Below are 13,419 nucleotides of genomic sequence, written 5' to 3' on the forward strand. Positions count from 1 at the left end.
GAAGTGAAAGTTTTATTTGCCGTATCTGAGTGTGTTCCGTTTGTGAAAACCGGTGGCCTTGCTGACGTAGCAGGCGCACTTCCTAAAGAGTTAAAAAAGTTAGGTACAGAAGTTCATGTTATGTTACCCAATTACAGTTTAATTTCTGGTGAGTTTAAACAATCCTTTCAATTTAAAACATCCATTGAAGTACCGGTAGGATCGACGAATCAATATTGTGGCATTTTTAATATGGAACTTGATGGAATTACCTACCATTTTATTGATAACGAATATTATTTTCATCGGAGTTCATTGTACGGACAAGATGATGATGGAGAACGATTTTCGTTTTTCTCAAAGGCAGTACTCGAGTGTATACCACATCTGGATTTTATTCCTGATGTGATTCATTCTCATGACTGGCATACAGCCATGGTGAATTTTTTATTAAAGTTCCAGTATCGTCATCAACCAATTTACACAAAAATAAAAACTGTATTTACGATTCATAATTTGCAATTCCAAGGTATCTTCCCATTTGAGAAAATTAGTGAACTGTTACGATTAGATCCTCAATATTTTAACATGGAACAGCTCGAATTTTATGGAAATGTTAACTTTATGAAAGGTGGTATAGTTTCATCTGATAGTGTAACAACCGTCAGCCCAACCTATAAAGAGGAAATTCAATTTCCTTATTTTGGTGAAAGACTTGATGGACTTTTACGAAAGCACAGCGATAAGCTCATTGGAATTGTTAACGGTATCGACGATTCTGTTTACAATCCAAGAGTAGATCGTGATATCGCTGTTTCTTATGATCTTGATACCATCGAGGGAAAATCAGAAAATAAGAAAGTTTTACAACACTATTTCGGATTGCCCGAAAAAGATAGCACACCCATTATTGCAATGGTAACACGGTTAACATCGCAAAAAGGTTTAGACTTAGTGCTGCATGTATTTCACGAGATGCTTCAGGATGATGTACAATTCATCTTGCTGGGTTCTGGTGACCATCATTTTGAAAACTTCTTTAATCAAATGACCCATGAATACCCGGATAAAGTGAAGATATACATTGGTTTTAATGAGGCGTTAGCCCATCAAATTTATGCAGGGGCAGATTTGTTTTTAATGCCTTCGCAGTTTGAACCATGTGGATTAGGACAGCTTATTGCCTTGCAGTATGGAACAATACCCATCGTTAGAGAAACAGGCGGATTAAATGATACCGTTCAATCTTATGATGAATCAACTGGTAATGGTAATGGCTTTTCTTTTAAGAATTTGAACGCCCATGATTTGCTGCATACCGTTAGAAGAGCCTTAGATTTTTATCATCAAAATGAAAGTTGGAGTCGCTTAATACAAAATGCGATGACTCAAGATTATAGTTGGTTACAGTCTGCTAAGGAATATAATGAAATATATCAGAAGCTGCTTGAAGGCTCAGTGGAGTAAAGGATACTTGTTATCATTCAAAAGATGAAGATGTAAGTAAATTTGCAGCTTACATCTTCTTCCTTTTATAGGCAGTTGAATTTTAGATTTAAACAGTTTGTTGTTGCTGTTGTCGTAGTTTTTGTGCAGCTGTCACCATATTTTTTAATGAGAAAATCGTTTCATCTTCATGTCGTGTTTTTAAACCACAATCTGGATTCACCCAAAACTGTTCTTTGGAAATAATCTCTAAGCTGTCTTTTAATATGGTGTCGATTTCTTGTACACTTGGAACACGCGGGCTGTGTATATCATACACACCTAAACCGATACCAAGTTCATATGGATTTTGTTTTAGTGATTGAATCAGTTCTCCATGGCTTCTTGATGTTTCTATTGAAATGACATCTGCATCAAGGGCACGAATTGTTTCTAAAAAGTTATTAAACTCGCAATAACACATATGAGTATGAATTTGTGTTTCATTTCTTACACTGGAAGTCGCTAGCTTGAATGCATTAACTGACCATGATAAATATTGATTCCAGTCTTCTTTCCTTAATGGCAAGCCTTCACGTAATGCAGGTTCATCCACCTGAATAATGGCAATTCCTGCATTTTCTAATGCTTGAACCTCTTCTTTGAGGGCTAAGGCAATTTGGTTAGCTACAAGTTCACGGGAGATATCATCACGGACAAAAGACCAATTTAAGATCGTGACAGGGCCAGTTAACATCCCTTTAACATACTTTGTTGTTAATTGCTGTGCCTCTACTACTTCCTTCACTGTCATTGGAGAAGTCCACTCAACATCACCATAAATAATCGGCGGTTTCACACAACGTGATCCATAAGATACCACCCAGGCTTTTTTTGTAAAAGCAAAACCTTTCAGCTTTTCACCAAAGTACTCTACCATATCGGTTCGCTCAAATTCCCCATGCACTAAGACATCCAGGCCAATTTCTTCCTGAATTCGAATCCATCGTGCGGTTTCACTTTTCAAAAACTCAGCATAATTAGTGTCACTTATTTCTTTTTTGCGCCATGCTGTCCGTGTTCGTTTTACTTGATCCGATTGAGGGAAGCTTCCAATCGTTGTTGTTGGAAAATCCGGTAATTGTAACGCCTCTTGCTGTAATGGTTGACGTACTTTAAAGGGCATTGGACGTGTAAAATGTTCTGGCTTGACTTGTAATAAAAGATCCTTTACACGTGGGTTTTGCCTCGCCTCATGCTGCTCTAAGGCTTGAATTGCCGCCATACTTTGAGACACACTTTTACTGCCTGACCAGTTCTCGTCTAGAACGAAGGATGTAATTTGCGTTAACTCGACGATTTTCTCATCGGCAAAGGACAATGCACTTAGTAAAGTCGCATCCAGAGTATTTTCAGATTTAGTTGTGACAGGTACATGCTGTAAACTGCAAGAAGATTGAACCCAGGCTTCATTTACACCGCTTAAGGATAAAATAGCTTTTGTTATCATTGCTTTTTCAGCTAAATTTGCCCTCCAAATATCACGCCCATTTATAATTCCAATCCCTAATACTTTATCTTGTGGGAAACCATATTTACGGAGTGAAGCCATATTCTCATCAGCACCATGAATAAAATCAAGACCAACTCCTGCAACAGGTAATTGAATGAGCTCTTCATACGCTGATAGTCCTTCAAAATAGGTTTGTAACATCAATTTCGCTGTTGGTACTTCTTCTGCTAATTGTTTATATATTTGTTGAATTAGTTTTATATCTTCGGGTGCAAGTGAAAGGACTAATGCTGGTTCTTCCACCTGAATCCACTCTGCCCCTGCATCTACAAGTTGTTGGAGGACTTGAGCATAAAGAGGTAAGAGTCTTAATATAAAGGATGCTTTGGATATTGAATCGTAGCCCTTCGATAATTGAACAAAAGAATAGGGACCTATAATGGTAGGCTTTGTAATTAGACCTAGTTCAAACTTCGCTTCTAAAAAATAATCTAAAATATAGTTTTGAGTTAATTCTAGAGGCTGGCCTTCGTACTCAGGTACAATGTAGTGGTAGTTTGTATTAAACCATTTGGTCATCTCAGAAGCCACAACATTGTTAGCCCCACGCGCCATTGCGTAATAAGTTGTTAAATCTACCTTTTCGCCAGCCCACTTATAGCGGGCTGGGATTAAACCGAACATGGTCGCGAGGTCTAGCATACGATCATAAAAAGTAAAATCTCCGACCGTGGGAATGTCTAATCCTAATGTTTGCTGGTGTTTCAAATGATTCAAGCGTATGGTCTTCATCTCAAAGATAAACTCTTCCTCTGATATCTGACCCTTCCAAAAAGATTCGACACAACGTTTCCACTCTCGATTACCACCTATGTATGGGTAACCAATGGCTGTACTGACTAAATTCATTTTACGATTCCTCCTTTACATTTACATATTCCAAATACAAAAAAGCCATCTCCATGAAAAGGAAATGGCTATACATTCAAGTTAAAGGTATGTCTAAGAAATCAAACAACTCATAACTCGTTTGTCGTACGAATGTCACCACCTATTCCACGTAGGTATTTGGTGTGTACTAGAATGGGCAGGTCTCCTGGCTCATCATCAATGCTCATCACACCTTCCCATCAAAAGACAGTGGTATTTGTGATTCACTCCGAATTACAGTTGCGGGACAGCGACGGAATTTCACCGTTCTTCCCTTTTAAGCCAAGCCTTAGCTTGGCACCAATTCTTACACGATATGTAATTGCCAATTAATATAACATACTCATAATCTGGTGTACATAATTTTCCGAGAATTTATTTTTGTTATTGTCAAAGTAGATAATGTATATTATATTTGTTGATATACAATATTTAGTGTTGTTTATTAGGATGTAACACTAAATATAGATAATGACCAAATTTAATGGTGTCTGTATAGACTTAATAGGGAATCTGGTGAAAATCCAGAACTGTACCCGCAACTGTAAGTGCTGACGAAATAATCATATCCACTGTCTTGGACGGGAAGGGATTAGAGTAGGAAGAAGCACAAGTCAGGAGACCTGCCATTTTTATTACGTATTATCTTCTTCGGGAGTTGGGAGGATATAACGAGGGTATGCCTACTATTACAGTGACCAAGTACTGTATGATAGATTATTCCACGTTATAAACCCATCTTCATGGATGGGTTTTTTGTTGTTTCACTCTCGAAGTCAATTCGATAAGAAAAGAGGAATTGCTATGGTAGTAAATAGTGTATATTCAGAAAAAGATACAGTTTTTGCAGCAGTGAAAAGGGTTTCTGAAAAATATAATCTGGATCCAAGAGAATTATATAAAAAGATTGCTAGTCTTGAGGAGTCAACAATATATGAACAATCCCTTACTTTTGCATTAAATCAAATTTCGATGTCTGACCCCAACTGGACCTTTCTAGCGGCAAATCTTTATTTAGGTGAACTATATCGGATTGCTTCAAATAATAGAGGGTATAAGTCTGATATAAACTATGGGGATTTTTATACTCTGATTGCTGAATTAACTAGAATAGGAATCTATTCTAAGGATTTATTACAAGATTATACAAAAGAAGAGATTGAAATATTAGCTGGAGAAATAGCTCCTGAACGGGATTTTTTGTTTAATTATATAGGGTTATTTTTACTAGCAGATCGTTACTTGGCAAAAGATTACGAAGGAAACCTATATGAATTGCCTCAAGAACGGTTTATGATTATCGCCATGACATTAATGAGAAAGGAACAAAAGGAAGTCAGATTAACCCATGTTAAAGAAGCATACTGGGCACTAAGCAACTTGTATATGACCGTTGCTACACCAACTCTATCAAATGCTGGAAAAAACTTTGGCCAGCTCTCTTCCTGTTTTATTGATACAGTAGAAGATTCTTTGGATGGAATTTATTTAAATAATTGGGATATTGCTAGATTAAGTAAAGATGGTGGTGGTGTAGGTGTGTACCTTGGAAAGGTACGTGCCTTAGGTTCAGATATCAAGAAATTTAAAGGTAATTCTTCTGGGGTTGTACCTTGGATTCGTCTTATTAATGATACGGCTGTGAGTGTCGACCAATTGGGTCAAAGGCAGGGGGCGGTCGCTGTTTATTTAGATATATTCCATAAGGATATTATGAATGGCTTTTTAGACTTAAAAACAAATAACGGAGACGAAAGGCGAAAGGCTCATGATATTTTTACAGGTGTTTCGATACCTGACTTGTTTATGAAGAAATTAGAAGAAGTAGATGAAAACGGTAGAAGTGTTGGAGAATGGCGTACCTTTTGTCCTCATCAAATAAAACAAATGATGGGGTGGACGGATCAAGAAGGAAATCCCCTTGGTTTGGAAGATTTTTATGATGAGTGTGATATAAAGTTTTTTACAGAAAAGTATGAAGAAGCGGTAAACCATCCTCTACTTCCTCGAAAAACCTATCGAGCTATGGATATTATGGCCAGGATTATGATTTCTCAATTAGAAACAGGTACTCCATATATGTTTTATCGAGATGAAGTAAATCGTCAAAATCCCAACAAACATGTTAAAGGGAACGGACGTGCATCGATTTTTTGCAGTAATTTGTGTACCGAGATAACCCAAAATATGTCTGCCACAACGATTGTTAAAGAATATATCGATGAGGATGGAAATATTGTCATTGTTCGTAAACCTGGGGATTTTGTTGTCTGCAATCTATCATCTATTAATTTACCGAAAGCTGTAAAAGGAGATGTATTAGAAAGATTGATTCCTATTCAAATGAGAATGCTAGACAATGTAATTGATCTGAATACCATTACCGTCGGACAAGCCGAGGTGACAAATAAGCAATATCGTCCTGTGGGATTAGGTACGTTTGGCTGGCATCACCTTCTTGCATTAGAGGGGATATTTTGGGAATCCGAAAGGGCTGTTAAATATGCTGATCAACTATATGAGGAAATTGCTTATCTTACCATTCGTTCATCAATGGAATTAGCTAAGGAAAAAGGTGCCTATAAGAAGTTTGAAGGTTCAGAATGGAAATCAGGCAAGTACTTTGAACGCAAAGGGTATAAATCAGACCGATGGAACCAAGTGAAGGGAGAGATTGCGAGGTATGGGGTTCGAAATGGCTGGATGATGGCAATTGCTCCAAACTCATCAACCGCAAAGATTGGTGGCTCAACAGATGGGATTGATCCTTTATATGCAGTTGAATACGCAGAGGAGAAGAAAAATTTCAAATTTAAAGTAACGGCGCCTGATTTAGACCATAACAGTTATAACTATTATCGACGAACTAGGCATGTTCTGGATCAGACATGGAGTATTAGGCAAAACGCTGCTCGGCAGCGACATATTGACCAATCAATTAGTTTTAATCTCTATGTTCGTCATGATATTAAAGCAATAGAGTTATTAGATCTTCATATGCAAGCATGGAAGCAGGGTTTAAAAACAACCTATTACGTAAGAAGCACTTCACAAACTGAGATAGAAGAATGTGAAGCATGTCAAAGTTAGACAAGACAATCCAGGAGGTATTTATTTGATGATACATACACCATTAACCAAAATTAAATTACTAAATCCAGATTTTCCAAACAAATCCACTAGGATAATTAATGGAGAGTCATCAGGTATTCTTAATTGGAATGATATTGCCTATCCTAAGATGTACGACTTGTACCAAACTCTATTATCAAACTTTTGGAAGCCGCAAGAAATTAATATGCAGGATGATATAAAACAATGGGATTCCCTTAGTAATCATGAAAAGGATGTGTTCCTGCGTATCAATACTCAACTTGCTTCACTTGATAGCCTGCAAACACCAACCATGAGTCAAGTAATGGATTATGTAACGGACTCTAGTTTCAAAGCGATCTTTGCGGTTATTTCACAACAAGAAGCCGTTCATAATGAGTCATATTCTTATATACTTAGCTCACTTATTCCTATGGGTGAACAAAATGACCGATTTAATCAAGCGAAAAGTGATCACATTGTAAGAAAACGTAATCAACTTATATTAGATGCCTATGAGGATTTTAGACAAAATCCAACGCCACAAGCGTTATTTAAGTTATGTGTAAACTCCATTAACTTGGAAGGTATTTATTTTTACGCAGGTTTTGCTTTTTTCTATCACCTAGCACGTCAGCAAAAAATGCTTAAGACAAGTACGATGATTAGTTATATACAACGGGATGAAATGCAGCATGCCTATTTTATTTCTCAATTTATTCGAATCCTTTTAACTGAAAATCCTGAACTTCATACGGATGAAAATATCCAATATGTCTATGAAACGATTAGTGAGGCAGTTGAACTAGAAAAAGAGTGGGCTCAATATATTTTATCCGAAATAAAAGGGATCGATTTAGTAGAATTCGAAGGGTATGTAGAATATTTGGCAAATAAGCGATTGAGACAGCTTGGTCTGAAAAATCTTTATGAAGAAAGAAGCAATCCGATGCCGTGGATCCAAATTTTTGGAGATGAAATGATGAATGAGACGAAGTCGGATTTCTTTGAACAAAAGTCAAGAACCTATTCAAAGGTCTCACAGTCCAATGGCTTTGACGAACTGTAACATATCCGTTGCCATTGTTTATGCGTCCGTATCTGGAAATACAAAAGAATTGGCCGAAGAACTTTATCAAATCTTTCTAGGGGAGTCAGTCAATATATCAATTTATAGTATAAATGAGTTTTCATTAGAAGACTTAAGTCAATATAAGGCAGTAGCTATAGGAACGTACACATGGGGAAATGGTGAAATCCCTAGGGAAATGAGACATCTCTATCAAGCGTTTGAATCAATTATGAGAAAAGACATTACTACTGCCGTTTTTGGAACGGGAGATAGCTGTTATCCAATGTTTTGTGGAGCGGTTGATCAATTTCGGGACATGCTGTACGTTCACACAAACTTAGCAGCGACCTTGAAGGTTGAACTTTTGCCACAAGAACAGGATATAAAGCGTTGCAGAAAGTTTGTTGAAATACTACTATTGCGAGCAAGTATGGAAAATTTGGTAATGTAGAATATAAAATGGGCTAAGGGGGGTCTACAAGCGTGTTTTGTGCTGGGAGACTCCTAGAACGCCTCCTCCTAAAAGGATACCTTCCGCTTCAAACAGATTTTCTTAGTGAATATTCGACAAGCCAAGCAGGTATTGAGCCTGTTTTGTTTGATTTGCGATTGCAATTCATCCAATCCTGTAAGATGGCAGAAAAATGATTTTCTTCAAAGTGGAATACAGCAATAGCACCAATCGTAGGAGGAAAGGGACTTATTCTAATATGGTTCTTCAGTTTCGTTAATACCTTCTCATAATCCATCTCTGAACAAAATTGAAACCATTGCAAAACCGTTTCGTCCTTACAGATGCAGTCGGAATAAACTGATTCGATTAGTACTAAAAGTTTGAATACCTCATCCTTCGTCATAGTGTGTCCTCCTTTAATTGCCAAGGGTTGCCAATGCCAGGTTGCCAGGGGGACGGTTCTCCCGGTCCAAAAGACCGGGAAAACCGTCCCCCTGGTTTCCCTTGGTTTTTTATTGACAAAGTAAGCATATAATAATATATTATCTAATAGTATTAGATAAGTTTTGAAGGAGTAAAGATATGGATTACAAAACGTTAGCGGAAGAACTGTTTCATATAATGACTAGGACAGCTAAAATGCCGTTTCAGAAAAAAGTAGACGATCTTTCTCATGGAGAGAGAAGAATATTAGGGTATCTTACTTTTGGAAAAAATGGAGTTCCGTCAGGTGATCTCAGTGAGAAGCTGGATCTCACCACCCCTCGTGTTGCATCCGCCCTCAATAGTTTATCCAAAAAAGGTTTTATTGAACGAAACAGGGATGAAAATGACAAACGAATGGTTATTGTCACGATAACGGAGACGGGTAAAAGCTTTATGATGGAAGAATATAATAAACTGATTTCGATGATACAGCAAACACTTCAAAAACTTGGTGAAAAAGATGCTCAAGAATTAATTCGAATTATTAAACGAATTAAGGAAATTACCAATGATATGAATGATCAAGAATGCAGGCATGAATAAAGGGTCTGCCTTATTTTTATAAAAGTATCTAACACTATTAGGTTTATTGTAATTGGTTCACAGGAGGGATAAACATGTTGAAAATTTTTAAATATCTACAGAAAAAAGAATACCTGTTAATTATGTTTAGTTTGGTATTTATTGTGACACAGGTGTATCTTGATTTGAAGCTTCCTGATTATATGCATGAAATCACCATGCTTGTACAGACGGAAGGAAGTAAGATGAGCGATGTTCTCCTTCAAGGCGGATATATGCTTTTGTGTGCTGTCGGTAGTATGATCGCTTCTATCATTGTTGGTTTCTTCGCAGCTAAAGTCGCTGCCGGTTTTTCTGTTCGCCTTAGAGCAATGGTGTTCGAGAAGACGATGTCTTTTTCAATTGAAGAAATCAACGGCTTTTCAACAGCAAGTCTGATTACCCGATCAACGAATGATATCACCCAAATTCAACTACTTATTGCAATGGGACTACAAGTAATCGTAAAGGCCCCGATACTAGCTGTTTGGGCAGTTTTTAAGATTATGGGGAAAAGCTGGCAATGGTCGGCAGCTACAGGATTTGCTGTTTTATTCCTTGTTTTCATGCTGTGTATTCTTATTTTTGTTGCCATGCCAAAATTCAAAATTATTCAGAGTTTAACAGATAACTTGAATCGTGTAACAAGAGAAAACTTGTCAGGTATTCGTGTTGTTCATGCCTATAACGCTAGTAATTATCAGGAGAAGAAATTTGAAGAAGCCAACAGTGCGCTTACAAATACAAATCTCTTCACTAGCCGGGCGATGGCGATTATGATGCCGACTATGGGGATCATCATGTCAGGTATGGGTCTAGCAATCTATTGGATTGGTGCCTTCTTAATTAATGGAGCTGCACAAACGGATAAATTATCCTTGTTCTCGGATATGATTGTATTTTCGTCTTACGCCATGCAGGTTATTATGGCCTTTATGATGCTTTCATTTGTGTTTATCATGCTTCCACGTGCTTCTGTTTCTGCAAAACGTATTAAAGAAGTGCTTGATACCGAAGCAACAATCATTGATGGAAACGTGATAGAAGGGAAAACGGGTCTTTCTGGAGAAATTGAATTCCGAAATGTAAGTTTTAAATATCCTGATGCAGCACAGTATATCCTTCGAAATATAAGTTTCACTGCTAGTAAAGGTGAAACGGTAGCATTTATTGGCTCAACAGGCAGTGGTAAAAGTACACTACTCAACCTAATTCCTCGCTATTTTGATGCAACAGAAGGGGAAGTGTTGGTGGATGGTGTGAACGTTAAACAATATACCCAGGATTCGTTACGCAAAAAAATCGGTTATGTATCGCAAAAAGCAGTGTTATTCAGCGGTACAGTTACTTCGAATGTTGCTTATGGGGACAATGGGGAAATTTCAGAAAATGAATCAGTTGTCAAAAAGGCCATTGATATTGCACAGGGAACTGAATTTGTTGAAAAGATGGAAGACCAGTATAACGGTGCTATTGCACAAGGCGGTACCAATATTTCTGGCGGCCAAAAACAAAGATTATCAATCGCAAGGGCAGTTTATAGAGAACCAGAAATTTATATTTTTGATGATTCATTCTCAGCGCTTGATTATAAGACCGATCGAGTACTGCGGTCCGAACTCAAAAAAGAAACAAAAGATGCCACTACATTAATTGTGGGCCAGCGTATCGGTACCATTAAGGATGCAGATCGGATCGTGGTACTTAACGAAGGGGAAGTAGTTGGCATTGGAACACATAATGAGTTGATGCAAAATTGCAGTGTTTATCAGGAGATTGCTTATTCTCAGTTGTCAAAGGAGGAGCTTGAAATTGGTTAAGAAGAAAAGTGAAAATCGCATGAAAACCTCCCGTAGAAGCGGAGGATCTGCTGGAAAGACCATAGATTTTAAGAAAACGATAAAGCAGCTCATCTCCTATTGTAAGGTATATTTACCAGCTATCGTCATTGCATTGATCCTTGCAATGGCAGGTGCTGTTTTCAGTATTATTGGACCAGATCTACTTAGTGAGATTACAGATTTGATTACAGAAGGAATGATGACGAGCATTGATCTTGATGCTGTTGTCAAGGTCGCAACACTTCTGGCAATCCTTTATGGCTTAGGGTTTGTATTTAACTATATACAAGGGTTCATTATGGCTACAGTCACGCAGCGTGTTTCAAAGAACTTACGAAGTGATCTTTCAACCAAAATTAACCGTTTACCATTAAAATACTTTGATGCAACAAGTACCGGAGACGTCCTTAGTCGTGTTACAAACGATGTAGATATGATTGGTCAAACGATGAATCAAAGTTTAAGTACTCTTGTTTCAGCAATAACTATGTTTCTTGGTACGCTCATCATGATGTTCTACACTAATTGGATCATGGCCATAGCAGCAATTTTGTCTACTATAGTTGGGTTTGGTTTAATGACCTTCATTATTTCCAAATCGCAAAAATACTTTGCTCAGCAGCAAAAAGAGCTAGGAAAATTGAATGGTCATATAGAAGAAATTTATTCAGGCCACAATGTGGTGAAGGTTTATAACGGAGAGAAAGAAGCAAGGGAAACCTTCCATGAGATTAACACAAGACTATATACGAGCGCATGGAAATCTCAATTCATGTCAGGGCTTATGATGCCATTAATGATGTTTGTTGGTAATTTTGGCTTTGTCGTTGTTTGTATCGTTGGGGCAGTTCTTGCCGTGAATAATATGATTTCATTTGGTGTGATTGTTGCCTTTATGCTCTATATCCGTCTGTTTACCCAGCCGCTTACCCAGCTTGCTCAGGCAGCTACAAACCTCCAGTCAACAGCAGCTGCTAGTGAACGTGTTTTTGAATTTCTCGCTGAAGAAGAAGTTGCAAATGAAAGTGATAAAAAAGAAAAGCTTGAAAATGCAATTGGTGATGTCGAGTTTAAGAATGTACGCTTTGGCTATAGTGAAGATAAAATGGTCATCAATAACTTTTCAGCTACAGCTAAGGCAGGGGAAAAAGTGGCGATTGTCGGGCCTACAGGTGCTGGGAAGACAACATTGGTTAACCTGCTAATGCGTTTCTATGAATACAACGGTGGTGAAATATTGATTGACGGTGTTCCAATCAATACATTAACTCGGGAAAACATTCATGGTCTATTTAGTATGGTGCTACAAGATACCTGGCTTTTCGAAGGAACGATTCGTGAAAATATTGTTTATTCAAGAGATGGAGTAAGTGATGAAGAGGTAGAGGCTGCCTGCAAATCAGTGGGGCTGCACCACTTTATTAAAACCCTGCCAATGGGATATGATACGATTCTCGACGATAAAGCAAATCTTTCAGCTGGGCAAAAACAGCTTATTACCATTGCAAGGGCGATGATTGATAATAAACCATTACTAATTTTAGATGAGGCGACAAGTTCGGTGGATACTCGAACAGAAGTATTGATTCAACGGGCAATGGATAAATTAACTGTCGGAAAAACTTCATTTGTCATTGCTCACCGACTTTCTACTATTAAAAATGCAGACTTAATCCTTGTGATGAAGGATGGAGACATAATTGAAAGTGGAAATCATGAAGAACTACTTTCGAAAAATGGCTTTTATGCTGAGCTATATAATAGTCAGTTTGAAAATGCATCCTAATATGTATCTATAAAAAGATAAATAAATCGCTGGAGAAAAATTTTTCTCCGGCGATTTATTTTTATGGACTTATTTATGATATATACCCTTACCCCTACATATTATTTATTAATTAACAAAGGGATAATGGGGGGATTTCGATGGATATCCATAAATGTCCGGAATGTATGGCATTAAGAATGTTCGAGGAAGGTAGATGTACAAATTGTGGGTATTGTTCCAGTATTAGAGCATCAATAAATAAACTGTATTCTCAAAAAAAGAATAATAAATACCAAG

General features: G+C 37.5%; 9 protein-coding genes and 2 riboswitches. Of the genes, 7 read left to right on the forward strand and 2 right to left on the reverse strand.

Annotated features, from left to right (window positions below; all coding sequences use genetic code 11):
- The first annotated feature begins 3 nt into the window (after positions 1-3).
- Positions 4-1,446 carry a glycogen synthase GlgA gene (gene glgA, locus QNH48_RS11285; RefSeq protein WP_283954973.1) on the forward strand — a complete coding sequence of 481 codons (1,443 nt, stop codon included), beginning with the start codon at positions 4-6 and terminating at the stop codon, positions 1,444-1,446.
- 88 nt (positions 1,447-1,534) lie between these two features.
- On the opposite strand, the gene metE is transcribed toward glgA, so the two are convergent.
- Complete coding sequence (gene metE / locus QNH48_RS11290) at positions 1,535-3,826, reverse strand: 5-methyltetrahydropteroyltriglutamate--homocysteine S-methyltransferase (RefSeq protein ID WP_283954974.1); 2,292 nt, start codon at positions 3,824-3,826, stop codon at positions 1,535-1,537.
- Positions 3,827-3,986: 160 nt separating this feature from the next.
- A riboswitch (cobalamin riboswitch) is annotated at positions 3,987-4,167 on the reverse strand.
- A gap of 148 nt (positions 4,168-4,315) precedes the next feature.
- A riboswitch (cobalamin riboswitch) is annotated at positions 4,316-4,492 on the forward strand.
- 159 nt (positions 4,493-4,651) lie between these two features.
- Between metE and QNH48_RS11295 the strand changes: the two genes are divergently transcribed.
- The 3 genes from QNH48_RS11295 to QNH48_RS11305 are packed head-to-tail and all read left to right on the forward strand — an operon-like array spanning position 4,652 to position 8,463.
- The gene (locus tag QNH48_RS11295; RefSeq protein ID WP_283954975.1) at positions 4,652-6,937 is read left to right on the forward strand and encodes a ribonucleoside-diphosphate reductase subunit alpha; all 2,286 of its coding nucleotides are present in this window, start codon (positions 4,652-4,654) and stop codon (positions 6,935-6,937) included.
- A gap of 28 nt (positions 6,938-6,965) precedes the next feature.
- Complete coding sequence (locus QNH48_RS11300) at positions 6,966-8,009, forward strand: ribonucleotide-diphosphate reductase subunit beta (protein ID WP_283955748.1); 1,044 nt, start codon at positions 6,966-6,968, stop codon at positions 8,007-8,009.
- Positions 7,990-8,463 carry a flavodoxin domain-containing protein gene (locus tag QNH48_RS11305; protein ID WP_283954976.1) on the forward strand — a complete coding sequence of 158 codons (474 nt, stop codon included), beginning with the start codon at positions 7,990-7,992 and terminating at the stop codon, positions 8,461-8,463. Before QNH48_RS11300 ends, QNH48_RS11305 begins: the two co-directional genes overlap by 20 nt.
- 88 nt (positions 8,464-8,551) lie before the next feature.
- Here QNH48_RS11305 and QNH48_RS11310 read toward each other — a convergent pair whose 3' ends face one another.
- The gene (locus QNH48_RS11310) at positions 8,552-8,869 is read right to left on the reverse strand and encodes a replicative helicase loader/inhibitor (RefSeq protein ID WP_283954977.1); all 318 of its coding nucleotides are present in this window, start codon (positions 8,867-8,869) and stop codon (positions 8,552-8,554) included.
- Between the two features lie 179 nt (positions 8,870-9,048).
- Here QNH48_RS11310 and QNH48_RS11315 point away from each other — a divergent pair, with 179 nt between their 5' ends.
- The 3 genes from QNH48_RS11315 (at position 9,049) to QNH48_RS11325 (ending at position 13,140) form a co-directional block, all read left to right on the forward strand.
- Positions 9,049-9,495, forward strand: a complete 447-nt coding sequence (locus QNH48_RS11315) for a MarR family winged helix-turn-helix transcriptional regulator (protein WP_283954978.1) — start codon at positions 9,049-9,051, stop codon at positions 9,493-9,495.
- Positions 9,496-9,569: 74 nt separating this feature from the next.
- A complete protein-coding gene (locus QNH48_RS11320; RefSeq protein ID WP_283954979.1) occupies positions 9,570-11,333 on the forward strand; it encodes an ABC transporter ATP-binding protein in 1,764 nt (587 codons plus the stop codon).
- A 19-nt stretch (positions 11,334-11,352) separates the two neighbouring features.
- The gene (locus QNH48_RS11325; RefSeq protein WP_283955749.1) at positions 11,353-13,140 is read left to right on the forward strand and encodes an ABC transporter ATP-binding protein; all 1,788 of its coding nucleotides are present in this window, start codon (positions 11,353-11,355) and stop codon (positions 13,138-13,140) included.
- Positions 13,141-13,419: the final 279 nt, after the last annotated feature.

This window comes from Neobacillus sp. YX16, from assembly GCF_030123505.1.
GTDB lineage: Bacteria > Bacillota > Bacilli > Bacillales > Cytobacillaceae > Neobacillus.